Origin of the sequence: Malaciobacter mytili LMG 24559, assembly GCF_003346775.1 — a bacterium.
Lineage (GTDB): Bacteria > Campylobacterota > Campylobacteria > Campylobacterales > Arcobacteraceae > Malaciobacter > Malaciobacter mytili.
The window spans coordinates 2,816,234-2,840,682 of sequence record NZ_CP031219.1 but is presented as its reverse complement, the minus strand read 5'-3'; the positions used below and the strand labels follow the sequence as shown (position 1 = coordinate 2,840,682).

Below are 24,449 nucleotides of genomic sequence, written 5' to 3'. Positions count from 1 at the left end.
GCTAAAAGTTTTATTATATAAATTTAAAGATATAATAAATTATTATATTAGGGATATAGAAGGAGCTTATATGAGAAATTTATCAATTTCAAAAAAATTTACATTAGTATCATTTATAATGACTTTACTAACAATAGTTATTGGATACTTTATATTAAACAATTATAAGAATAGTTTAATTAAGGATGTATATAAAAATATAGAAATTGATTTAAAAAATATTGCAAATGATAGAATTGAAGGAAAATTTGATGTTGGTATATCAAATGCAATATCAATAGCAAATGATACAATGATAAAAAGAGCTTTAGCGGAAAATAATAGGGATTTAGCAATTGAAGCCTTAGCTAATTTATCAAAAAATATGAAAGATAATACTCCTTTTAAAAATATTAAGGTACATATTCATACAAAAGATAATCACTCTTTTTTAAGAAATTGGCAAGTAAATAAATTTGGAGATGATTTAAGTTCTTTTAGAAAAAGTGTTGTAAAAGTAAATAAAGAAAAAGTTATTGTAAATACTTTTGAAGTGGGGAAAGCTGGACTTAGTATTAGATCAGTTGTACCTATTTTCTCACAAAGTGGTGAACATTTAGGCTCTTTAGAGTTTATGCAAGGTATTAACTCTGTTGCAAAAGCTTTTGATAAAAATAAAGATGGTTTTTTACTTTTAATGGATGCTTCTTTAGCTGTTGCAAAAGTTGATGAAAATTTAAAACTAAAAGATTATATTATTTCTCAAAAATTTATAAATAAAGAGTTTTTAGAAGATAGTAAAACTCTTGATTTTAAAACTCTTTTAAAAGAAGGAATTTTTAATAGTTCTAAGTTTACTTATACATATGAGTATATAAAAGATTTTGAAGGTAATAATGTTGGAATAGCACTTGTGGGTAAACCTTATGAGATTGTACATTTGGCAATAGATAAATCTACAAATTTAATTTTTATTGCTTTGGTTATTTTAGTTCTTGCTCTTTTGGTTACATTTGTAATTTCTCTTATAAATATGAAGACAAATATTATAACTCCAATTAAAGACTTAAAAAAAGCTATTGATAGTATTAGAGTACAAAGCTTAGATGCTTCTCATATTGAGGTTAAAAATCAAGATGAAATAGGCGAAGTAGTACAAAGTTTTAATTTATATTTAGACTCTATTGAAGCTGGAATAGAAAAAGATAGAGAAGTTATTCATGAAGCAAGAGTTGTAATGGAAAAGGTTAATGTTGGATTATTTAATGATAAGATAAAAAAACAAGCAAACTCTAAAGAAGTAGCCTTATTAATCAATGTAATAAATGATATGATAGAAAAAACAGGTAAAAACCTATTTGTTTTATCTGAAACACTTGTTTTATTATCTCAAGCAAAATATGATGTTGCAGTCCCTACAATCAATGGAGTAACAGGACTTATTGCTTCTTTATTAAATGGAGTAAAAGTAACACAATCAACAATGTCAGAGGTTATGGCTCTTATAGATAAATCTAATAAAGAGTTAAATAGTAGTGCAAATGAGTTATCAAATGCTTCAAAAAGATTAAGTGAATCTTCAAATATCCAAGCTGCAGGCTTAGAAGAAACAGCAGCTGCAATTGAAGAGATAACTTCAACAATAAATCATAGTAGTGAAAATGCGCATAAAATGACAATTCATGCACAAAATGTAACTTCTTCAAATGAACAAGGAAGAGCTTTAGCAAACCAAACAGTTAATGCTATGGATGAATTAAGTGCAAAAGTTATCTCTATTCATGAAGCAATTACAGTAATTGATCAAATAGCCTTTCAAACAAATATATTATCACTTAACGCAGCAGTAGAAGCAGCAACAGCAGGGGAATCAGGGAAAGGTTTTGCAGTTGTTGCACAAGAGGTAAGAAATCTTGCAAATAGAAGTGCTCAAGCTGCTAAGGAGATAAAAGACTTAGTAGAAAGTGCTACACAAAAAGCTCAAGAAAGTAAAAGTATTACAGATAAAATGCTAACAGGATATAATCAATTAGATGAGAGTATTCATACAACAATTGAGTTAATAAATGAAGTTGCTACTGCTTCAAAAGAGCAACAAAATGCAATTTCACAAATTAATGATACGGTAAACTCTTTAGATAAAGCAACTCAAGAAAATGCATCATTGGCTTCAACTATTAGCAAAATGGCTTTAAATACTCAACATTTAGTTAAGCAGTTAAATAATGCAGTAAGAAATACTTCATATAACGAAGAATCTAAAAAAAGAATATGTGACCCAAGTATGATTTTTAATGTAAATAAATTAAAATCTGATCATATTGTTTTTAAAGATACAAACTTTAATAATTGTCATGAGGGAAATTTCTTTAAAGTTAAAAGCCATCATGAATGTAATTTAGGTAAATGGTTAGATGCAAATGCAAATGAAAAATTTGCACAAACTACTCAGTGGCAAGAGTTATTAAAAGCTCATAAAAATGTACATGAAAAAGTTCAAGTTACAATAGATTTATATGCAAAAGGTAGTTCTAATGAACAAATTCTAAAAGAGACATATGAAGTAGAAAATGAAGTTTCAAAAGTATTTGATCTTTTAGATAAAGTAAGAGAGATTAACTGTGAGAAAAGATAGTATTATTTAATACTATCTTTTATAGCTTGAAGAAGATTATCTATATCTTCTTTGTGCATTGTATAGTGAACAGATACTCTAACCCATCCTGGTTTATTATTTAAATCTATTTTCTCTATTCCTAATAAATCATGACCATAAGGTCCAGCACAAGAACATCCAGCTCTTGTTTGTACTCCAAAAATATCAGATAATTTTGCACATAAATCATAAGGACTTAAATTCTTTTTATTAAAAGACACAATCCCTATATTATTTGCTTCTAAATTTCCATAAATTATAATATCTTCTATTTTTTTAAGTTCACTAATTAAATATTTTATTAATTCATCTTTTTTATTTTTTATATAATCAAAACCAACTTCATTTCTAAGTTGATATGCAAGAGAGGCTCTTATAAATTGTAAAATACCAGGAGTTCCTGCATTTTCTCTATTTTCAATTTTAGAATCATACTCTTGAGTATTTTTATTTACATATAAAACTGTTCCTCCACCTGCAAAAGTAGGGCTAATACTACTATCAATTAACTTTTTTCTTATTATTAATAGTCCACAACTTCCAGGTCCTCCAAGTAGTTTGTGAGGAGATGCAAAAAGTGCATCATAATATTCACATGGAATATTCATATAAGGAGAGCTAGCTGCTGCATCAAAACATACAATAGCATTATATTCTCTTAATAATTTAGAAATATTTTTATAATCACTAATAATTCCTGTTACATTTGAAGCAATACAAAAACTTCCAATAATTTCTCTATGTTTATTCTCTTCTAAAACTTCTTTTAAATGTTTTAAATCAACTAATCCATGGTTATCTAAGCCAATTCTAATAGTTTCACATAAAGCTTCTCTAAAACTTACATCATTTGAGTGATGCTCATAAGGTCCAACTATTACTAAAGGAAGTTTAGATTTATCTACACTTATGTTATATCTTTTTTTTGTAGCAGGAGGAATATATATTCCTAAAAGTTCTTGAAAATGTTTTATTGCTGCTGTGGCACCACAACCATTTGGTAAAATAGTAAACTCATCACTAAGTTCAAACATTTTTTTAAGATTTTCTCTTGCTTCTTCAAAATAGTTATTTGTTGTATGGGCCATAGAGGCTTCTTTTGAGTGAGTATTTGCATAAGTTTGCAGCACTTCTCTAATACGAGCTTCTATTGGTTCAAATGCTAATCCTGATGCAGTATAATCAAAATATAACTCTTTATGATGTCCAATAATATCTTTTTTTAAATTGTTAGAGTTTAGAATTTTTCTAAATAGATCTTTTTTCATCAACCATCTTTTATTAAAATTAAAAGTTCTCTTTTAATATATTTTCAAAATCTTTAGCAACTTTAGTAGGTACATCTAAAACTATAATATCTTCAAGTGGAGTAATTTTTATCTTAGAGGCATTATACTCTTTCATTAATTCATATAATTTTTCTAAACCTTGAGCTTTTAAATCTTTATTTTTTAAATTAAAACCAACAAAACTATAATTATCTTTGTTGCTTTGAAATACTCCATAATAGTTATCAAAAGCTTTTTTTGTATCTATAAACTCTACTGTATCTTTTATTTTAAATGTAAGTTCTGATTGTAAAAGGGAAATAAATTTATTAAACCCTACATCAGCCACTAAATTTGCAAGTTTTGATTTATTTTCATCTGTTCTATTACCAAAATCTCTATAAATTTTAGCAATTGCTTTAGCAAAGGGAACTACTTGAGAAGGTGCAATATAACCTATTCTTACGGCTGTATCTTTTACACCTACTGTAACTTCAAATTGAATTTTACCATTTGAACTCTTAATTGCTTTGAAAAAAAGATCATTATCTTGACAATTTATCTTAACACACCCACATCCATCAATTAAAATTTTTAGTTCATTTGGTAGATTTGAAAAATTTTTATTTCCTTCAAAAATCTCATTTAGCTTTTCAACTAATTCACTTACATCATCTATTTGGTTTGGATTATATCCATTTATAGGGCAAGACATAATATTTGTTGGAACATGACCATTGGCAAAAATCGAGTTTAATTTTACACTATCTAGTAAATTAAAAATAGCAGGAACATCAAAGATTTTAATATTATCTAATTCAATATTTTGCCTAGATACAAATCTTAAAGAGTTTTTTGCAAACTCTTTTGAGATTTTACATAACATTTCAAGCTGTTCAATTGTAAGAAGGGCATTAATAAGTTTGATTTTAAGAGTAAATTCTAAAGAAGAAGCATTTTTATTTTGTGTTAAACCATACCATTGAAATCTTTTAATATCATCTTCTTCTACACTCTCTCCTAATACTGCATACAAGTAGATGTCCGCAAGGACATCTAACCCATCTTTTTCTTTTTTTATTCTTTCAATATCATAAGACATAATTAAACCTATTTAATTACTTTTGCATCCCAATGTGGAAAATGTTTTCTAATTAAAGCATTTAATTCAATTTCAAACTCAGAGTAGTTAGAATCTAACTTTCCTTGTTCTTTTGATTTTCCTCTAATCATTCCAGCACCAACTGTATTATTTGAAATTCTATCTATAATAATAAAACTTCCCATTGTTTTGTTGTGTTCATATTCATCAAATGCAATTTCTTGGCTTAAATCAAGTTTTGCGTGAGCAATTTCATTTAAATTTAAAACATTTGTACTATCATCTTTTTCAAGAGTATTTACATCTGTTTTAAAATAGAATTTATCAATACTTCCTGTTGTAGAAGTAGTTGCTCTTTTTATATAATATGATTTACCTTTTATTAAAGGCTCTTCACTCATCCATACAATATCTACATCTAAACTAGTAGCGTGGTCTGGTTGCTCATCACTTTTTACAATAATATCACCTCTACTAATATCAATCTCATCTTCTAAAGTGATAGTTACTGCTTGTTCTGCATATGCATAACTTAAATTACCTTCATATGTAACTATTTCTTTTACATGTGAACTTTTACCTGAAGGTAAAACTGTAATTGCATCACCAACTTGAATAATTCCAGAAGCTATTGTCCCACAAAATCCTCTAAAATCTAAATTTGGTCTATTTACATATTGAACAGGTAATCTAAAATGTTGTAAATCTCTATCTTTTGCTATTTCTATATGTTCTAATGTATGCATTAAAGTTTCACCTTTATACCAAGGTGATTTTTCACTTTTATTTACAACATTATCCCCATTTAAAGCAGAAATAGGGATTAAAATAACATCTTCAATTCCTAATTCATGAGCAAATTTAATATAACTAGTTTTAATTTCATTATATCTTTCTTCACTAAAATCAACTAAATCCATTTTATTAATAGCAACTACTATATGTTTAATTCCAAGTAGTTTTGTAATAAATGAGTGTCTTTTAGTTTGTGTTTGTACTCCATATCTAGCATCAATTAAAATAATTGCCAAATCAGCTGTACTAGCACCTGTTGCCATATTTCTTGTGTATTGCTCATGCCCTGGTGTATCTGCAATAATAAATTTTCTTTTATCAGTTGAAAAATATCTATAAGCAACATCAATAGTAATACCTTGCTCTCTTTCACTTTGTAAACCATCAACTAATAAAGCTAAATCAAACTCATTTTCTGTTGTTCCACTTTTTTTAGAATCATTTTTAATTGCAGCTAATTGGTCTTCAAAAATCATCTTTGAATCATGTAATAACCTACCAATTAACGTTGATTTACCATCATCAACACTTCCACAAGTAATAAATTTTAATAACTCTTTATTTTCATGCTCTTTTAAATATTCTTCAATATTTGAAGCAATTAAATCTGATTGATGTGCCATCTTAGAAATACCCCTCTATTTTTTTCTTTTCCATTGACCCAGCTTGGTCATTATCTATAACTCTACCTTGTCTTTCACTTGTTCTTGTTAATAGCATTTCTTGAATAATTTCAGGAAGTGTAGTTGCGCTACTTTCAACTGCCCCTGTAAGAGGATAACAACCTAATGTTCTAAATCTAACCATCTCCTCTTTTATCTCTCCTGGTTCAACAGGCATTCTCTCATCATCAACCATTATTTTTACCCCATCTCTTTCTACAACAGGTCTTTTTGCAGAAAAATATAAAGGAACAATTGGAATTTGCTCTAAGTAAATATATTGCCAAATATCTAATTCTGTCCAGTTTGAAAGAGGGAATACTCTAATTGATTCACCTTTATGTACTCTACCATTGTACACATTCCATAATTCTGGCCTTTGATTTTTTGGATCCCATCTATGATTTTTATCTCTAAATGAATAGATTCTCTCTTTTGCACGACTTTTCTCTTCATCTCTTCTTGCGCCACCAAATACAGCATCAAACTTATATTTGTTTAAAGCTTGTTTTAACCCTTGTGTTTTCATCACATCAGTATGAACAGCACTACCATGAGTAAAAGGTCCAATTCCTTGATCAACTCCCTCTTGGTTTACATGTACAAGTAATTCAACTCCTAACTCTTTAGCTCTTTGGTCTCTAAATTCTATCATCTCTTTAAATTTCCATGTTGTATCAACATGTAGTAAAGGGAAAGGTAGTTTTGCAGGTGCAAAAGCTTTTACTGCTAAATGAAGCATAACCGCAGAATCTTTACCAATTGAATAAAGCATTGCAGGGTTATCAAATTCAGCAACTACCTCTCTAATTATATGAATTGACTCAGCTTCAAGTTGTTTTAAGTGAGTTAATCTTTTTGTATCTAACATAATCTCTCCATCAATTTAAAAACTTATTAGATATATTTCAAGTTGAAAGTTTGAATATATCACCATTTACTTTTTATGTAAACCACACTCTTTATGTTCAGGGGTTTCCCACCACCATCTTCCAGCTCTTACATCTTCGCCATCTTTGATGGCTCTGGTACAGGGTGCACATCCAATACTAGGGAAACCTTGATCATGTAATTTATTATATGGAACATGATTAGTTTTTATATAGTTCCATACTTCTTCTTCGCTCCAATTAATTAAAGGATTTACCTTAATTAAATTAAAAGCTTCATCCCATTCTACAAGTTTCATCTCTTCTCTTGTGATACTTTGAGCACTTCTAAGACCTGTAATCCAAACCTCTAAACCTTCTAAGGCTCTTTTTAAAGGTTCTATTTTTCTAATATTACAGCATCTTTTTCTATTTTCAATACTTTCATAATGTCCATTTACACCTTGAGTTGCATAAAGGTTTTGAACTTCTTGCAATTTTGGGAAAAAAACTTCAAGTTTAACTGAATACTTAAGATTTGTTGCATCCATAACATCATAAGTTTCTGGATTTAATCTTCCTGTATCAAGTGTAAAAACTCTTGCTGTTCTATCAGTTTTAAAAATCATATCTGTTAAAACTTGATCTTCTGCTCCTAAGCTTGAAGCAAGGGCAATTTTTTCTTTATATTCTTTTATAAAAAATTCTATAATCTCTTGTGTTGAAGAATTTTTTAACTTTTCATTTAATTCATCTATAATTCTCATATTTTCTCTTCACCTAAATTTGATAATCATTTTGAGCTGGTTGAACTCTACCTAATGGTATTTTATTCCATGCTCTTTCATGAAAATAATAAAGTATCATTTTTGTAATTACTTCAATTGAACCAATAGAAGCAGCCATTACTAAATTACCAGTAATAAAATATGAGATAATCATTGTATCAAGTGTTCCTAGTGTTCGCCAAGAAATGGTTTTTACAACTGATCTGTAGGGTTTTTCGTGCATTGTATTTCCTCATATGTTTAAAAAAATGTCATATGAGGATGAGTAATCTTACTCATCATCATATTCATATAATCCTGCGCTTAGGTATCTCTCTCCCGTATCGCAAAGGATTGTAACAATTGTTTTTCCTTTATTTTCTGGTCTTTGAGCAATTTTTTGAGCAACATAAGCATTTGCTCCTGCTGAAATACCAACTAATAAACCTTCATTTTTAGCTAAATCTCTTGATGTTGCAATTGCATCATCATTTGATACTTGAATTATTTCATCATAAACTTTTGTATTTAGTACATCTGGAACAAATCCTGCACCAATACCTTGAATTTTATGAGGACCTGGTTTCCCTCCACTTAATACAGGAGAAGCTTCAGGTTCAACTGCAATAATTTGAATATTTGGATTATGTTGTTTTAAAATTTCACCTGTACCTGTAATCGTTCCACCTGTTCCTATTGCAGCAACTAAAATATCAACTTTTCCATCTGTATCATTTAAGATTTCTTGTGCTGTTGTTTTTCTGTGAATCTCTGGATTAGCTTCATTTGCAAACTGTTGTGGTACAAATGAGTTCTCAATTTCTTGGCTTAATTCATTCGCTTTATCTACTGCACCTTTCATTCCTTTTTCAGGTTCAGTTAATACAAGCTCTGCTCCTAATGCTTTTAATAATTTTCTTCTTTCAATACTCATTGATGAAGGCATTGTAAGAACAAGTTTTATTCCTAATCCTGCACAAACAGAAGCTAATGCTATCCCCGTATTTCCACTTGTAGGTTCAATTACTGTTGTATTTTCATTGATTAAACCTTTTTCTAAAGCAGTTTTAATCATATTTGTACCAATTCTATCTTTTACAGAATGAGTTGGGTTCATAAATTCACATTTTCCTAAAACTATTGCACCAGATTCAATACTTGCTTTTTGAAGTTGTACTAGTGGCGTATTTCCTATTAATTCTGTAACATTTTTTGCATATTTCATTTCTATCTCCTTCTAAAATTTATATACTATAGTGTAAAAATTCATTATATTTTTCTTGATATTCATCTAACTTTGCAAGAGAAATATCAAAGTATTTTGTCATATTTGCTTTTGCATCCTCAAAGAAAAGATTTAATATTGGGTTTTGAGTTTTTTGATCTACTAATTTTAAATCATCTTCTAAAACAGCTAATATTTCACCAATATTTATCTTTTCTGGCTCGTGGGCTAAAACATACCCACCTTTTGCCCCTCTTATACTTTTTACCAAACCTGCTTTTCTTAACTTACTTAGTAGTTGTTCTAAGTAGTTTTGCGGGATATTGGCATTTTTTGAAATCTCTTTAATTTGCATGGGAGTATTTGGATTGTGCTTACTTAACTCATGCATGGCTGTAAGCCCATATACTCCCTTTGTTGAAATTAATGGCATTTAATTTCCTATTTATTTAACGCCTGATTTAAATCTTCAATTAAATCAGCTGTATTTTCTAAACCAATACTTAATCTAACTGTTGCAGGATTTATTCCAGCTTCAATTAGCTCTTTCTCACTCATTTGAGAGTGTGTTGTACTTGCTGGATGAGTAATAAGTGATTTACTATCTCCAATATTAACAACTACACTAAATAGTTTTGCACTATCAATAACTTTTCTTGCTTCTTCAAAAGATTCTACTTCAAAAGAGATAAGTCCAGAGGCTTTTCCCTCTTTAAAATATTTTTGTGCTTTATCATAATATTTACTAGATTCTAATCCTGGATAATTTACTGATTTAACTTTAGGATGTGATTGTAAAAATTTTGCAATTTCTAAAGCATTATCAGAGTGCTTATCTACTCTTAATCCTAAAGTTTCCAATGTTTGAATTAGTAACCATGAATTATGTGGAGATTGTGTTGCTCCAATATCTCTTAATAGGGCTAATCTAATTCTTAAACAAAAATTTGGAAGAGGAACTTCTGTATAAACTAATCCATGGTAACTCTCATCTGGTGTAGTAAAGTGATAGTATCTTTTGCTATTTTCTTTAAAAAACTCTGCAAGACCTTCTCTTTCTACAACAATACCCCCAATTGCAGTTCCTTGTCCATTTGTATATTTTGATGTTGAGTGAACTACAACATCAACTCCCCATTTTATTGGATTGAAAAGTGCTGCACTTGCAACTGTATTATCACAAATAGTTAAAACTCCATTTCTTTTTGCAATTTCAACTACTTTTTCCACATCTGTAATGGCAATTTGAGGGTTTGATAGTGATTCAAAGAAAATAGCTTTTGTTTTTTCATCAATTTGCTCTTCTAAATCACTTGCATCTTCACTTTTAAATACTTTAGCAGTAATTCCAAATCTTTTCATTGTATGTGTAAGTAAAGTTACCGCCCCACCATATAATTTATCTGAAATAATAATGTTATCGCCAGCTTCAGCCACATTTGCAATTGCATAAAAAATTGCTGCTTGTCCACTTGAAGTACAAATTGCAGCAGCTCCTCCTTCTAATGTAGCAAATCTTTGCTCTAATACATCAGTTGTCGGGTTTGTTAATCTTGTATAAATAGGACCTAGCTCTTTTAACGCAAATAAATTTGCAGCATGCTCAGAATCTCTAAAAGCATATGCTGTTGTTTGAGCAATAGGTACACTCATAGAACCATATCCCTCTTTTTTATCATATCCAGCATGAATTGCAATAGTCTCTTTTTGCATTTTTCTTCCCTTTGATTTTAAATATAGTGAAATTCTATACTATTTTTTTTATAATGTCAAGTGTTTTGGTAAGGATTTGTAAAAAACTTTATAAATTAAATAAGAATTTAGCTTTTTAAAAATCTAATTTTATATAAAAATATAGTTTTTAAAATTTAAAACCACCTAAAAATAGGGATCTTCCTAAATATGAAAAAGAATTTTAAATAAAAAATATTTTCTCTAAAAGAAAATAAAAAATAGTGAAAAAAACACCTAAAAATAAAGTTGATTAATTTAGTAAAGAATAATAAATGGTAGTTTTTGCATTGATTTGGTATAATCATATAATAATAAAGGATAAAAATGCAAGTAAAAAATATCTTTGAAAATATAAAAATAGATAAGAGTGTAGAAGAGTTTATAACTTTAAATCAAAATCAAAATATAAAAATAGAAAGAATTGTTTCAAATGGACAAAAGAGTAAAGAAAACTTTTGGTATGAACAAAAAGAAAATGAATTCGTTCTTCTTTTGGAAGGCCTTGCAATTTTAGAGTTTGAAGATAAAGAAGTTATATTAAAAAAAGGTGATTATTTGAATATCCCAGCTTATATAAAGCATAGGGTAAAATATACTTGTGAAGATAATCCAACTCTTTGGTTAGCAATATTTTATTAAGGTAAAGATTTTGAAAATAGCAATAATAGGAGCAGGGGCAGCTGGTGTAATGGCTGCAATAACTGCTAAAAGATTAAATAAAAACTTACAAATAGATATTTTTGATATAAATAAAAGCATAGGCAAAAAAATACTTGCTTCAGGAAATGGTAGATGTAATATCTCAAATACACAAATAAGTGATAAAAACTATATAGGTGAAAATCCTTCTTTTGTTAATCAAGCTTTAAAAGAGTTTGATTTTAAAGCCTTTGAAAATTTTTGTAAAAGCATAGGATTGCTTTTAGATATAAAAGAAAATTGTAAAGTATATCCCCTTTCAAATGAAGCAAAATCAGTTGTAAGCTTACTTGAAAATTCTCTAGAGACTTTAAAAATAAATCTTATATTGGAAACAAAAATAATAAATATAGAAAAACAAGAAGAAAAATTTATCTTAAATTCTGAAGATAAAAAGTTTAAATTTTATGATAAAGTGTTAATTTCTAGTGGTTTAATGGCTGCTCCTCAATTAAATGCAACAGAAGATGGATTAGCATTAGCAAGTAGTTTTGCCCATAGTTTTAATCCTACTTATCCCTCTTTGGTAGGACTTCATACTGAATTTAAATATAAAGAGAAACTTCAAGGGGTTAAAAAAGAAGCAACTATTACTTTATATATTGATAAACAAAAAGAAGTAGAAATAACAGCAGACTTACTTTTTACAAGTTATGGAGTATCAGGGTTTGCTATTTTAGATATTTCTCAATATGCTGTTTATGCTTTAAATTTGTATCAAAATGTTGAAATCTCTATAAATTTTTTCCCACAACTGTCAAAAAATGAACTTTTAGGTATTTTAGAAACTCTTTTTAAATCTTTAGAAGACTCTTTTGCTGTAACTTTATTAACAGGAATAGTTTCTAAAAAGTTAGCAAAAGTATTACTAGAAATAGCAAATTTACCAAGTGATATTTTAGCAAAAGAGTTAAATTCAAAGCATATTAGAACTCTTGTAAATACCCTAACAAATCTTAGAATGAAAGTAATTGACACCCAAGGTTTTAAACATGCAGAAGCTAGTGGAGGGGGTATTAGAACAGCTGAAGTGGATAATAAAACTTATGAAAGTAAATTATGTAAAAATTTATATTTTGCAGGAGAGGTTTTAGATATAGTTGGAAATAGAGGAGGCTTTAACCTTCATTTTGCTTGGGCAAGTGGATATTTAGCTGGAAAAGCTTTAAGTAAATAAAATATTATAAAAGAGAAGTAGCTTTTGTTTCGTTTTTGTGTCTCTTCTCTTTTTATGATTTTTAGTTTTTTTTATACAAAATCTTTTACTACTTAATAAAAAATGAAATAATTCCTTAAAAAAAATACTACAAAATCTTTTATACCCAAATTAATAAAAATAATAAAATTATCTTATAAAAAAAGTAAAAATAATTATCAAAATTGGATTATAGCTAGGCTTAAATAGTAAAAATAATTTTAAAAAAATAACTAAATTATATAATCTATTATTATAAAATTATTGTTTAACAATTAAATTGTATAAAAATTAAGCAAACTTTTATCCGCAACTTAGTCGCAATTATGTATAATTCGCCAAAAATTTTTTAGGGTAAAAAATGGCAAAAGCTTTAACACAGGCACAAATTGAAGAAATTGAGGTGTTATTATTAACAAATAAATCTAAAATCGAGGCAACTTTAAGAAATATTGATAATGAGCATGCTTCATTAAGTGAGATGGATTTAAATGATGATGCAGATTTTGCAGCTGCAAGTAGAGATTACTCAACAGATATTCATATCAAAAAGCAACAGTTAGAGGAATTAACTCAAATAAACTATGTTTTAAGTAAAATGGCAAAAGGTGAATATAATGGTTTATGTGAGATGTGTGATGCTGAGATTACTATGAAAAGATTAAGAGTTAAGCCTCACGCTAAATACTGTATAGATTGTAGAAATTATATAGATAAAAAAAATAGTTAAGGTTTGGTATTTAACCAAGCCACAATTTTTCTATCTTCTTGTATTATATGCTGTACTAATGTAATATCAATAATTCGTGCTAACTCTTTTTCAAATAGTTCAATATTCATATGGGGGAGTTTTTTTATAAAATCGTTTAGCTTCTCAATTATATTTTTATGAATTTTTTTATGTTCTTCATATCTTATATAATCATTTTCTTTCATAAACTCTTCTTCATATTCAAAATGAGTTTTCATATAAGTAATTAATCTATTTAAAATAATTTTTATTTTTTCATTTCTTTTTGAAGAATCCACTATACAAAAAGCCTCTTTTGCAATATTGAAAAGTTCCTGATGTTCTTTATCTATTTGAACATTATTTACACTATATACATCTTTCCATCCAAAGTTTTTTCTTAACTCATCTAAAGAGATACTCCAAATTTGTATTTTTTTATCTTCTAAGATAATATGATTAACAAAATACTCCTCAATAAACTTAAAAAGTTCTTCTTTTATCTCTTCAAATTCTAGATTATTAATATTTTTAATTAAATTATTTAGTAAATTTATAAGCATTTTATGCAGTATTTTATGATTATCTAATTCAGGATAACCAATTTTTCTCATATAAGACTCTTCATTTGAAAAATGACTTTTTACATATAAAGTTAGCTCTTTGATTATTGTTTTAAGTTCTTCTGGCTTTATATTTTCTTTTTTTAAACTAACTCCTAGTGCCTTTCTTGCTATATTAAATAAAAATTGATGTTCTTTATCAATAGACAGGAATCCAATATTATATTCTTTTTTCCATTTTATCTGTTCGATATTTCTAACATTTTCCATGGCTAACTCCTTGTCATTTTTATTATTATAATTAATAATTTAAAAAATAATCTTATTATTCTAAATTAATTTTACCACAATAGTAAAAATATTGGTAAGCTATATTTAATATATTTTAAAATTTATAAAAGTTTCTTATATATTTATCCTTTCTCTTATTTTAGTTGTATATAATTACAATGTTATTTATGAGGAAGAAAAGGAAAAGTTATGAATATACAAAAAGAAGAGTTTGAAATAACTAATGAACCTATAACAAAAGATGAAAAGAAATTAGTTCAAAAACAATTTAATACTAATGTTGCTTTTTATGTACATTTAAAAGAGTATAACAATAATGTAAGAGAAGAATTGTTAAAAAGAGTTGAAGAAGTTTTTTTCTTTGCTAAAGGTGTTGATTGGAAATTTGACAGTTTTGGTATAGAAAAGGCGGGTTCAAGAAGTAAAAATGTTTTAGGATATTTTGTTTTTAGAGCAACTGATGCTAAAAAACTTCAAGAACTATTTATTCAAGAGTTTAAAGATTATGAAAATGCTTTAAAAATTAGTTGTTCAATTGCAAAATATGAAAAAATAGAAGAGCTATTTTTTGAGTTTGGAGTAGAATAATTAAGTAAAGAGTCTCTTTTACTCTTTACTTAATTTTGTAACTTCTAATAATAAAAAAAGCTATTAGTGATATAAACGAGATACTAGCTCCAATAGGTAAAAAACTATTTGAATGAAAAACTAGAGCAATTGAAGAAATAATTGCTCCTAATCCAAACTGTAAAACTCCTATAACTGAAGAAGCTACCCCTGCATTTTTTGAAAAACTCTCCATTGCTAATGCAACACAATTTCCAAAAATAAAAGCCATCATACTCATATATGTTGCAATTAATATCATAGTAGTTATTAGACTTATCGTATTTGATAAAAGCATTAGTAAAACACCTGCAATAATTTGAATTAAAATAGAGTATTTAATTAATTCAAGTTGTGTAAAACTATTAAGTAAATATACATTTACTCTTATCATAATAATTAAAATTAGAAAATTTAACCCAAAGAAAAATGGAAAATAGTCTGTTGAAATATTAAAATATTCAATATATATATAAGAGGATTTTGCTATTAATATAAAAAAACCTGAAAAACATACAGCTAATACAAGCATAGCTTTTAAAGCCATAGTATTTTTAAAAACTATTTTATAAGACTCAAGAATATTTTGTTTTGTATATGTAAAGGTCTCTTTTAAATCTTTTTGAATAAAAAATGCAACTAGTAAAGCATAAAGTCCTAAAAAAATAAATACAGCTTTCCATGAATAAAAATGTATTATAAATGAACCAATTGCAGGAGCAATAAGAGGAGCTAAACTTCTTACTGTTCCTATAAGTGAAAAGATTTTTGCAGCTTCTTTGCCATGAAACATATCTCTTACTATGGCATTTGAATTTACTACTACTAAACCTCCAAAAAAGGCTTCAAAAAATCTATAAATCCAAAGTTCATATATATTTGAACTAAAGATAATAATAAAACTAAAAAAACTAAAACCTATAAGTCCTATAAGTGAAGATTTTTTTCTTCCTATTCTATCTGATAAAGCTCCTCCAAAAATTTGTCCAATGGAAAATCCTATTAAAAATATAGATAATGTAAGTTCTATTTTTTCAATACTTACCTCAAAATCCAGTGCAATTTTAGGAATAGAAGGAATATATGTATCAATTGCCATTGGAGCAACTGAAGATAATACGGCTAAAATTATTATAAGATATATATGATTTATTGATTTTTTCAAAAAGTTTCCTTTATATTTTTATAAACCTTATCTAAAAGGCTAAAAAGCTGCTTTATTTCTTCTTCTTGTAAATTTAAAGAGAGATTTTGTCTAAATTGTGCAACACTTTTTGCAGATTCTTTTAAGACTTCTTCCCCTTTTTGTGTTAATTCAATAATATTTACTCTTTTATCTTCTTTTATCTCTACTCTTTTTATAAAGCCTTTTTTTTCTAATGCTTTTAATGATCGACTAATTGTGGTTTTATTTTTACCTAAAATAGAGGCTATTTCCTTTTGATTTGTATTTTTATCTGTTTTTATTATCTCTAAAGTTGCTCTTTGTTCCGGTGCAATATCATATTGATTTAAAACCTCATTAAATCTATTATTTATTCTATTTGCTGTTTGATTTATCTTAAATCCTATTGAATTTTTATATGATGATACCATAAGCTTCTCCTTAGTTGTATATGCAACTATTACTAAAAGGAACTTTTTTTATGCTTAAGATTTATAAATAACAAGAAGAATAAGAAGAGGCTAATAAATCATTGATTTTTATGATTTTATCCAAGCGTATATATTGCCCCGAGGAAAGAACTAAAAATTCTTCTTTATTAAGATTTTTAAAATCAATTATAAAATTTTCTACTTCTAGTTCTTTGTTTTTTTCTAAATATAAAATTTTTGCTTTTATTTTTTTTATAGCAAGGGCTTCTAATTCATCATAAAAATGACAATTAATAGGAATATATTTATTTTTCATGATTTTTTTTTAAAATCTCTATAATATCTAAAGGTTTTTCTACAATATAATTTGCATTATATTTTTTTAATTCATCTTCGTCTCTAAAACCCCATAAAACACCAATTGAAATCATCCCCGCATTTGTTGCTGTTTGCATATCAACTTTTGTATCTCCTACAAAATAAGTTTTTTCACAAGGAGTATTAAAACTATTTGCTATATTTATTGCAGCTTGTGGATGGGGTTTTTTCTCTATGGTAGTTTTTTGACCATGAACCTCTTTTAAGTTGTATTTTCCAAAAAGCTTTTCCACATATCCTAAAGTGAATTTATGAGGTTTATTTGATAAAACTGCAATATTAAACTGCATTTTTATTAGTTCATCTAGTAATTCATAAATCCCTTCATAAGGTTTTGTATTTGAGTGTAAAGTATTTTCATAAACCTCTTGAAACCTTTTTGTAATACTATTTTTTAAATTTATATTACTATTTTCTTTTAGTACATTATTAACTAAAATATCTACCCCTCCACCCAAAAAGTAGTTGTATTCTTCTATTTCATAAGTTTTTAGATTAAACTCTTTTAATACTTCATTCATACATAAAGCAATATCTAAAACTGAATCTATTAATGTTCCATCTAAATCAAATATAATTGTCTTTTTCATAAATATCCTTTAAAGTTGTAGATTATATAACTTTTTATATTTTTTTATCTTTAGGATATTTTTGTAATAATTACAGATAATAAAGGATAAATTATGAATAAATGGCTAGAAATTATAGAAGAAGAAAAAAATAAAGAGTATTTTAAAAGTTTAAAAGAACAAATAGATAAAAAATATGAAACAACAACAGTTTTTCCAGAAAAAGAAAATATTTTTAAAGCCTTTAGTTTAACAAAATTTGAAGATTTAAAAGTTGTAATTTTAGGACAAGACCCATACCATGGAATAGGGCAAGCACAAGGTTTAGCTTTTTCAACTCCTGCAAATATAAAAAATCCACCTTCTATGGTAAATATTTTGAAAGAGATTAAAGATGATTTAGAAATAAATTCTGCTTGCTTAAATGGAGATTTAACTTATTGGGCACAACAAGGAGTTTTACTTTTAAATACTATTTTAACAGTAGAAGAGTCAAAACCTAAATCACATCATAATTTAGGTTGGGAAATTTTTACAGATAATATTATTAAATATATAAGTTTAAATTGTGAAAATATAATTTTTTTACTTTGGGGAAGTCCTGCTATTTCAAAAACAAAATTAATTGATAAATCAAAACATCATATTTTAACGGCGCCTCATCCTTCACCTCTTTCATCTTACAGGGGATTTTTTGGATGCAAACATTTTAGTAAAACTAATGAAATTTTAACTTCATTAAATAAAACTGTTATAGATTGGTAAAAAATGCAAAATTGGCAATTAAAAACTACATCTAATATAAATCAGATGTTAAGAGTAAAAAAGAATATTAATTCAACTGAAAAAATCTCAAATAAAAATTTAGTGATAGTAAAACATCATTTTCATATAGCTGATGATATTATGTTTCCAGATCCTGCTTGTTTAGCTTTTTTTACAAGTTTTGAACAAAATCATCTTAAAGTATTAGAAGAAGAAAATAGACTTCTTTTAGTGGCTGTTGATATTTTTGAAGGGGAAATGAAGTTTTATATTTATTGTAATGATGCACAAAAGTGTATTTATGATTGTATATCTTATTTAAAATCAAATCCTTTGTATCAGGCTTCTTTTGAGATATACAATCAAGATGAGTTTAAAACTTATAATAAGTTATTAGCTATCTAGTTCTTCTAAAAATTTAGTAAAGTTTCTAGTGTGTAATCTATTAATTTGTAAATAGATATATGCAACAATAAGTATATTTAGATGAATTAAAGTTTCTTGAAAATCAAAAAGAAGAAATAAAAAAGCAGCAATAGTAATAAAAATTGGAGTAATAAGTCTTACTAATCCTTCTTTTCTTACATATTGCTCTTTATAATCTTTTAAATTAGTTTTTATAAAGTCTTTATCTTTTTGTGTTAGCTGGTTTTCATCTTTTAATCTATCAAGCTCTTTTAAAACATCAAGTTTTTGCTTATACTGAAAGATTTTAAAAAATATTGCAAATACTATAAATATAGAAACTCCTGTTGAAATAAGTTCTAATGGTATTTGTTTATCCTCCATACACTCTCCTTTAATTTTTATTTAATATATTACTTAATTTTGGCTAAATTATAAAAGAATAAAGTATAATGAAACTTTTAAAAGTAAAAAGGATAAACAATCGAGTTAATATATATAATTTTTATTAGTCTAATGATGATACCTGTAACTTATTATACTTTAGAGCTAATTTTCTCAAAAACAATATATCAAAAGCCTAAAAAGCCAAAGAACAAAATTAAGTTTAAAAAACTACTTTAAATAAAAAAAGAAAAGAGTTTATATAAAATAATAAATAAATGTTAAGTTTTGTATAGCTTTTAATATTTACAAAAAATGTGATAAAATTCTTTTTTATTTTATTATAAGGATGAGTTTGAAATTAGCAGTTAATTCTCAATGTATTTGTGGAAGTAAGAAAAAGTATAAAAAATGTTGTAAACTTTTCCATAATGGAGAAAATCCCCCTACAGCTTTGGATTTAATGCGTTCTAGATTTAGTGCTTTTGCTTCACATAATGCTGATTATATTATAAAAACTACACACTATGATAATCCAGAATTTACTTTAAATACAAAAGCTTGGTTAAGTGATATTTATAATTTTTGTGAATATACAGATTTTAATGCCTTAAAAATTTTAGAATTTATAGATGGAAAAAATGAAAGCTTTGTAACTTTTAAAGCAGTATTATCTCAAAATGGACTAGATGCCTCTTTTACTGAAAAAAGTCGATTTTTAAAAGTTGATGGAAAGTGGTATTATGTTGATGGAATATTTTTATAAAAAGGAAGTGTAATGAAGATACTTTTAGCTCCAGCTGAGACTAAAAATGAAGGTGGTAAAGATAGCTCTTTTTCAATAGATAGTTTTTTTTTAAAGCATCTTTATGAAAAAAGATTAGAAATTATTAGAGCTTATGAAGAGTATATTTCTTCTTTAAGTTTAGAGGAATTATCTTCTTGGTTTGGGTTAAAAAATCTTAAAGAGGTTGAAAAATATAAACATACTTTAGCTTCTAAACCAACAATGAAAGCAATCCAAAGATACAATGGAGTAGCTTTTGATGCATTAAATTATAATAGTTTAAATGAAAAAGCACAAAAATATATTGATGAAAATGTAGTTTTGTTTTCAAATCTTTTTGGACCTGTAAAAGCACAGGATTTAATCCCTGATTATAAATATAAACAAGGTGCTAAATTGCCAAAACTTAATGTAGAGAAGTTTTATTTAGAAAATTTTTCTAAAGCTTTAGATGAGTATTTAGGTGAAGAGATTATTGATTTAAGAGCAGGACATTATGAAAAATTTTATAAAATTACAAAAGCAAATGTATTAACTTTTAAATTTATAAAAGAAGGTAAAGTAATAAGCCATTGGGCAAAATATTATAGAGGTATTTTATTAAAATATCTAGCTGAAAATAGTGTTTCTTCAATAGCTGAGTTTATGACTTTAAATATAGAAGGCTTAAAATTAAAAGAGATACAAGAAAAGAAAAATATAAAATTACTAATTATGGAAATAGAGTAATTCTTTATTTCCTTTTTGCTATTACTAAAAAAGCTAAAAAAGAAAAAAATGAACTATATAAAAATAAATTTGGTCCATATAACAATCCTGCAATAATTGCGCCTATAAAACCTCCAAGCCCATATGCAACCCCATACATAAATTGTTGAGCAAGTTTTTTATTTTCATATAAAGAGTATAAATACATAATTACAGCACTATGAAATAATCCAAAAGAAAAAGCATGAATACTTTGAGATATAAAAGTAACCATTAAAGAATCAGGAAATAGATATAAAAGTAACCATCTAATAGAAGTAATAGCTAAACAAAATTTTATAATATTTAAAAGATTGTTTTTTAGTATTGGTGCTTGAAAATATAACATAACTATCTCACAAATAACTCCAAAAGACCACAAGTATGAAGTTGTTTCAAGACTTATTCCATGTTCTGTCTCATAAATTGTAAAAAAGTTATAAAAACCTCCAAAGCTTATTTGCATTAAAAATAAAGCTGCCCAAAAAGTCCAATGTTCAAAAAAAGAAAAGGGTTTTGTGGATACTGTAGTTTCATGGTTACCATCAAATCTTAATAAAAATAAAGCAAAGATAACTGTTAGAATATTAACTGTTAAATAAAAATCCAAAGCTGTTGTAGGATCTTTTAAAAATTTTGCTAGTAATAGTGAAATTAACATAAACCCTATTGAACCATATAACCTTGATTTCCCATATTTTTCTTTACCTAAATCTTTTATTGCAATTACTTCTAAATAAGGCAAAATAAGACTTAAACAAGCTCCTAAAATAGCATTATTTATCATAAAAGCATAAAAATTATATATTGTAAAATAAAATAAAATAGAGCAAAAGATAGAGCCAAAGAGGGCAGTTTTAAAAACTTTTTGATTTAAACTAATATGTTTTAGAAATAAAAAAGGAGTTGCAAATCTCATAAGTGGTGCTAAAGCAAAGATTATTCCTATATCAAAAGCACTATATCCAATATCATGTAATACTTTTGGAAGGAAAATTACATAAACTCCTACTGCAGCAAAATAAAAAAAGTAAAATGCTGAAAGATTAAAAAAAAGTCTATTCATCAACAATTATAGTTTTTGAAACTAAATCTTGAAAAGTCTTTTTCTCTTTATGAAAAAAAGGCATAAACATTAAAAAGATAGATACCATAGAAAAAAGTGTTGCAAAATATCTTATAAATGCTTGTATAAAAGTTATTCTTTTATTTTGTAAATTTACTATTTTAACGCTATATGCTTTCATTCCTGGAGTTTGAAATTTTACATACCAAAAAAATAAAATTATAGCTGCTGTTATTGAAAGGATTAAACTCCACCCATATATTCTATTTTGGGCAAAATCTTCCCCTCCACCTAAAACTAAATACATTATAATGTAAGTTATTGGAGTAGTTATTAAAAATGAGTCAGTTAAAAATGCTTTAAATCTTGATGAAAGAGATGCACTAACAATACTATTATTGCTCTTTTGTTTAATAATAGTTTCTTGTTTTTCAACTCTATTTTGTTTTACATCTCTCCATCTTCCCATAAAGTTTAGTTTCCTCTACTTCCTGGTTTATATGCAATACTTCCTTCTTTACACATAGGACACTCTTCTGGTGTGTACATTTCAAAAGTAAAATCATCTAAAGCAAAAAGTGGTTTATCAAGTGGTAATTTACAATTATCTTTAGCTTCTAAAGAACTTCCTACTCTTGAACAGAAACCTCTATTTGCAAGTGCAGCATAAGCCACAATATTTCCACCACCAAGTTCAACTTGCTTAGCAGCTTCTAAAGCACTTCCGCCAGTTGTGATAATATCTTCACAAATAATATAGTTTTCACCCTCTTGTACTTCAAACCCTCTTCTAATTGTCATCTCTCCCTCAACTCTTTCAGCAAAGATAAATCTTACATCTAAAGCAGTTGCAAGTGCAAATCCTGCAATTAATCCACCAAGTGCAGGTGAACAAACAGCATCAACTTTAATTCCACTAGCTTTAATTTGCTCTGCTAAAGCTTGGGCTAATAATTTTGCAGTTTTTGGGTCTTCTAAAACTTTTGCAGATTGTAAATAAAATCTTGAATGATTACCACTACTTAATTTAAAATGCCCTTCTAATAGAGCTTGTGCATCTTTATAAATTTGTTCTACGTTCATAATTATACCGTTAAAATTTCTTGTTCTTTTGTTTTTAAAGTTTCATCTGCTTTAACTACAAAAGCATCAGTAATTTTTTGAATTTCATCTTGAGCTTTTTTGCTTTCATCATCTGTAATCTCTTTATCTTTATGTAAAGATTTAACTTTATCATTAGAGTGTTTTCTTACATTTCTAATTGCAACTTTAGCATTATCTGTCATCCCTTTTGCTTGTTTTGCAGCTTCTTGTCTTTGATCAACAGTCATTGGAGGGAAAAATAGTTTTACTACTGTTCCATCATTATTTGGGTTTACCCCGATATTTGCTTCATTAATTGCTTTTTCAATATCACTTACTAGGTTTTTTTCCCATGGTGAAATAACAATAGTTGTTGCATCAGGTGCTAAAACAGAAGCTACTTGATTTAACTCAGTTGGTGTTCCATAATAATTTACTCTAATACCATCTAAGATAGAAGTTGAAACTTTACCTGTTCTAAGTGTTTTATAATCTCTTTTTAATGCTTCAATACATTTTTCCATTTGGTTTTTTGTCTCTGCATATATCTCTTGTAACATTTATTTCTCCTTTTTATTTTTAATTATAAGTTTAGTTGAAATTGTATAGTAATCTGTACTTAAAGCAACTCTTGTTCTTGCGTTTTTTAAGTATTCATTTAATTTGATGTCAATTATACCATTATTCACTTTTATCTCTTTCCATCCAATACCAGTGATATATAATTTAATCTCTTTTATTTTTGGATCAACTTTAGCTTTTACTTTTCTTAATATTCCATCAGTTGGAAACTCTTGTGGTTCTATCCATGTAGCATCTAAAGTTTTATATTTTAATTTTTGTTTTAAATTAACTTCACCAACTAATGCAATTCTATTTATGCTATAAACATCAGAAGTTTCATTAACTGTACCTGCACTTTGATTTAATATTGCATCAAAGTTAAATTTTTTTATTTCATTTTTTACTTTTTCATTATACTCACCATATGGATAAGCATATGATTTTGGTTTAAAACCTAATTTTTCTTCAAATATTTCATAGGCTTTTTTTGTATCTTTATTTATCTCCTCTTCTGTTAAATGCGTAAGATGAGGATGATTATAAGAATGAAGACCTATTTCTCCATATTTTGAAGCTTCTTTTATCTCTTGCCAAGTCATAAAATCACTATATTGTTGCTGTGTTGCTTTTACATAAACATATAATGAAAAAGGATAATTGTATTTTTTAAATATTTCTAATCCATTTTGATAAAAGCTTTTATAACTATCATCAATAGTTAAAGCTACCCAATTATCTGGAACTTTTTCTTTATTGTTTACTTTTTCAATAATTTGTGAAAGTTTTACTACTTTATATCCATTATCTTTAAAGTATTTAAACTCTTTTTCTAATTCTTCTAAAGTAGTATTTGTACTTGGATGTTTACTATCTCCAAATCTATGATATACAAATACATGGGCATTTGCACTTAGATAGTAATAAGAGATAATAAGAAGTAGTAGATATTTCATACTTCTCTACT

Annotated in this window: 29 protein-coding genes; 9 read left to right on the top strand and 20 right to left on the bottom strand. The window is 26.8% G+C overall.

What is annotated here, in order from left to right:
* The first annotated feature begins 70 nt into the window (after window positions 1–70).
* Complete coding sequence (locus tag AMYT_RS13725; protein ID WP_114843084.1) at window positions 71–2,614, top strand: methyl-accepting chemotaxis protein; 2,544 nt, start codon at window positions 71–73, stop codon at window positions 2,612–2,614.
* A gap of 2 nt (window positions 2,615–2,616) precedes the next feature.
* Here AMYT_RS13725 and AMYT_RS13720 read toward each other — a convergent pair whose 3' ends face one another.
* From AMYT_RS13720 to AMYT_RS13680, 9 genes are all read right to left on the bottom strand, one after another.
* Window positions 2,617–3,903: an aminotransferase class V-fold PLP-dependent enzyme gene (locus AMYT_RS13720; RefSeq protein ID WP_114843083.1), complete on the bottom strand. Its 1,287-nt coding sequence runs from the start codon at window positions 3,901–3,903 to the stop codon at window positions 2,617–2,619.
* Between the two features lie 19 nt (window positions 3,904–3,922).
* Window positions 3,923–5,005: a nitrite/sulfite reductase gene (locus AMYT_RS13715; protein WP_114843082.1), complete on the bottom strand. Its 1,083-nt coding sequence runs from the start codon at window positions 5,003–5,005 to the stop codon at window positions 3,923–3,925.
* Window positions 5,006–5,013: 8 nt separating this feature from the next.
* Window positions 5,014–6,423, bottom strand: a complete 1,410-nt coding sequence (cysN, locus tag AMYT_RS13710) for a sulfate adenylyltransferase subunit CysN (protein ID WP_114843081.1) — start codon at window positions 6,421–6,423, stop codon at window positions 5,014–5,016.
* Window position 6,424: 1 nt separating this feature from the next.
* Entirely contained in the window at window positions 6,425–7,333 is a 909-nt protein-coding gene (gene cysD / locus AMYT_RS13705; RefSeq protein WP_114843080.1) for a sulfate adenylyltransferase subunit CysD, read from the bottom strand.
* A 66-nt stretch (window positions 7,334–7,399) separates the two neighbouring features.
* Window positions 7,400–8,098, bottom strand: coding sequence for a phosphoadenylyl-sulfate reductase (locus AMYT_RS13700; protein ID WP_114843079.1), 699 nt, complete (start codon window positions 8,096–8,098; stop codon window positions 7,400–7,402).
* A 13-nt stretch (window positions 8,099–8,111) separates the two neighbouring features.
* Window positions 8,112–8,342 (bottom strand): DUF2061 domain-containing protein, encoded by a 231-nt coding sequence (locus AMYT_RS13695; protein ID WP_114843078.1) that lies wholly within the window; start codon window positions 8,340–8,342, stop codon window positions 8,112–8,114.
* A 48-nt stretch (window positions 8,343–8,390) separates the two neighbouring features.
* On the bottom strand, window positions 8,391–9,323 hold the full coding sequence (gene cysK, locus AMYT_RS13690) for a cysteine synthase A (RefSeq protein WP_114843077.1): 933 nt from the start codon (window positions 9,321–9,323) through the stop codon (window positions 8,391–8,393).
* Window positions 9,324–9,342: 19 nt separating this feature from the next.
* Window positions 9,343–9,756 (bottom strand): RrF2 family transcriptional regulator, encoded by a 414-nt coding sequence (locus tag AMYT_RS13685; protein WP_114843076.1) that lies wholly within the window; start codon window positions 9,754–9,756, stop codon window positions 9,343–9,345.
* Window positions 9,757–9,764: 8 nt separating this feature from the next.
* Window positions 9,765–11,036, bottom strand: a complete 1,272-nt coding sequence (locus tag AMYT_RS13680; RefSeq protein WP_114843075.1) for an O-acetylhomoserine aminocarboxypropyltransferase/cysteine synthase family protein — start codon at window positions 11,034–11,036, stop codon at window positions 9,765–9,767.
* A gap of 345 nt (window positions 11,037–11,381) precedes the next feature.
* Between AMYT_RS13680 and AMYT_RS13675 the strand changes: the two genes are divergently transcribed.
* The 3 genes from AMYT_RS13675 to dksA all read left to right on the top strand — a co-directional run bounded on the left by AMYT_RS13675 (window position 11,382) and on the right by dksA (window position 13,681).
* The gene (locus AMYT_RS13675; protein WP_114843074.1) at window positions 11,382–11,696 is read left to right on the top strand and encodes a cupin domain-containing protein; all 315 of its coding nucleotides are present in this window, start codon (window positions 11,382–11,384) and stop codon (window positions 11,694–11,696) included.
* Between the two features lie 10 nt (window positions 11,697–11,706).
* Window positions 11,707–12,933, top strand: coding sequence for a BaiN/RdsA family NAD(P)/FAD-dependent oxidoreductase (locus tag AMYT_RS13670; RefSeq protein WP_114843073.1), 1,227 nt, complete (start codon window positions 11,707–11,709; stop codon window positions 12,931–12,933).
* Window positions 12,934–13,312: 379 nt separating this feature from the next.
* A complete protein-coding gene (gene dksA / locus AMYT_RS13665; RefSeq protein ID WP_114843072.1) occupies window positions 13,313–13,681 on the top strand; it encodes an RNA polymerase-binding protein DksA in 369 nt (122 codons plus the stop codon).
* On the opposite strand, the gene AMYT_RS13660 is transcribed toward dksA, so the two are convergent.
* Window positions 13,678–14,514, bottom strand: a complete 837-nt coding sequence (locus tag AMYT_RS13660; RefSeq protein WP_114843071.1) for a bacteriohemerythrin — start codon at window positions 14,512–14,514, stop codon at window positions 13,678–13,680. The two genes, dksA and AMYT_RS13660, sit on opposite strands and share 4 nt — an antisense overlap.
* Before the next feature lie 210 nt (window positions 14,515–14,724).
* Between AMYT_RS13660 and AMYT_RS13655 the strand changes: the two genes are divergently transcribed.
* Window positions 14,725–15,123, top strand: a complete 399-nt coding sequence (locus AMYT_RS13655) for a hypothetical protein (protein ID WP_114843070.1) — start codon at window positions 14,725–14,727, stop codon at window positions 15,121–15,123.
* Between the two features lie 25 nt (window positions 15,124–15,148).
* On the opposite strand, the gene AMYT_RS13650 is transcribed toward AMYT_RS13655, so the two are convergent.
* The 4 genes from AMYT_RS13650 to AMYT_RS13635 all read right to left on the bottom strand — a co-directional run bounded on the left by AMYT_RS13650 (window position 15,149) and on the right by AMYT_RS13635 (window position 17,705).
* Window positions 15,149–16,306 (bottom strand): multidrug effflux MFS transporter, encoded by a 1,158-nt coding sequence (locus AMYT_RS13650; protein ID WP_114843069.1) that lies wholly within the window; start codon window positions 16,304–16,306, stop codon window positions 15,149–15,151.
* Window positions 16,303–16,737, bottom strand: a complete 435-nt coding sequence (locus AMYT_RS13645; RefSeq protein ID WP_114843068.1) for a MarR family winged helix-turn-helix transcriptional regulator — start codon at window positions 16,735–16,737, stop codon at window positions 16,303–16,305. The genes AMYT_RS13650 and AMYT_RS13645 overlap by 4 nt, the downstream gene beginning before the upstream one ends.
* A gap of 61 nt (window positions 16,738–16,798) precedes the next feature.
* Window positions 16,799–17,053 carry a hypothetical protein gene (locus tag AMYT_RS13640; protein WP_114843067.1) on the bottom strand — a complete coding sequence of 85 codons (255 nt, stop codon included), beginning with the start codon at window positions 17,051–17,053 and terminating at the stop codon, window positions 16,799–16,801.
* A complete protein-coding gene (locus AMYT_RS13635; RefSeq protein ID WP_114843066.1) occupies window positions 17,043–17,705 on the bottom strand; it encodes an HAD family hydrolase in 663 nt (220 codons plus the stop codon). The genes AMYT_RS13640 and AMYT_RS13635 overlap by 11 nt, the downstream gene beginning before the upstream one ends.
* A gap of 93 nt (window positions 17,706–17,798) precedes the next feature.
* On the opposite strand from AMYT_RS13635, the gene ung reads away from it, so the two are divergent.
* Both ung and AMYT_RS13625 read left to right on the top strand, forming a co-directional pair.
* Entirely contained in the window at window positions 17,799–18,449 is a 651-nt protein-coding gene (gene ung / locus AMYT_RS13630; protein ID WP_114843065.1) for a uracil-DNA glycosylase, read from the top strand.
* Window positions 18,450–18,452: 3 nt separating this feature from the next.
* Window positions 18,453–18,854: a DUF695 domain-containing protein gene (locus AMYT_RS13625; protein WP_114843064.1), complete on the top strand. Its 402-nt coding sequence runs from the start codon at window positions 18,453–18,455 to the stop codon at window positions 18,852–18,854.
* On the opposite strand, the gene AMYT_RS13620 is transcribed toward AMYT_RS13625, so the two are convergent.
* A complete protein-coding gene (locus AMYT_RS13620; protein ID WP_114843063.1) occupies window positions 18,843–19,238 on the bottom strand; it encodes a hypothetical protein in 396 nt (131 codons plus the stop codon). The two genes, AMYT_RS13625 and AMYT_RS13620, sit on opposite strands and share 12 nt — an antisense overlap.
* A 349-nt stretch (window positions 19,239–19,587) precedes the next feature.
* On the opposite strand from AMYT_RS13620, the gene AMYT_RS13615 reads away from it, so the two are divergent.
* Window positions 19,588–20,004, top strand: a complete 417-nt coding sequence (locus tag AMYT_RS13615) for a YchJ family protein (RefSeq protein WP_228197867.1) — start codon at window positions 19,588–19,590, stop codon at window positions 20,002–20,004.
* Between the two features lie 12 nt (window positions 20,005–20,016).
* Window positions 20,017–20,754 (top strand): YaaA family protein, encoded by a 738-nt coding sequence (locus tag AMYT_RS13610; RefSeq protein WP_114843061.1) that lies wholly within the window; start codon window positions 20,017–20,019, stop codon window positions 20,752–20,754.
* Window positions 20,755–20,758: 4 nt separating this feature from the next.
* Here AMYT_RS13610 and AMYT_RS13605 read toward each other — a convergent pair whose 3' ends face one another.
* The 5 genes from AMYT_RS13605 to AMYT_RS13585 are packed head-to-tail and all read right to left on the bottom strand — an operon-like array spanning window position 20,759 to window position 24,438.
* Window positions 20,759–21,838, bottom strand: a complete 1,080-nt coding sequence (locus AMYT_RS13605) for an MFS transporter (RefSeq protein WP_114843060.1) — start codon at window positions 21,836–21,838, stop codon at window positions 20,759–20,761.
* Entirely contained in the window at window positions 21,831–22,307 is a 477-nt protein-coding gene (locus AMYT_RS13600) for an RDD family protein (RefSeq protein WP_114843059.1), read from the bottom strand. The genes AMYT_RS13605 and AMYT_RS13600 overlap by 8 nt, the downstream gene beginning before the upstream one ends.
* 5 nt (window positions 22,308–22,312) lie before the next feature.
* Complete coding sequence (gene pyrE, locus AMYT_RS13595) at window positions 22,313–22,921, bottom strand: orotate phosphoribosyltransferase (protein WP_114843058.1); 609 nt, start codon at window positions 22,919–22,921, stop codon at window positions 22,313–22,315.
* Between the two features lie 2 nt (window positions 22,922–22,923).
* A complete protein-coding gene (gene frr / locus AMYT_RS13590) occupies window positions 22,924–23,481 on the bottom strand; it encodes a ribosome recycling factor (RefSeq protein WP_114843057.1) in 558 nt (185 codons plus the stop codon).
* Complete coding sequence (locus tag AMYT_RS13585; RefSeq protein WP_114843056.1) at window positions 23,482–24,438, bottom strand: polysaccharide deacetylase family protein; 957 nt, start codon at window positions 24,436–24,438, stop codon at window positions 23,482–23,484. It abuts the gene before it with no gap.
* Window positions 24,439–24,449: the final 11 nt, after the last annotated feature.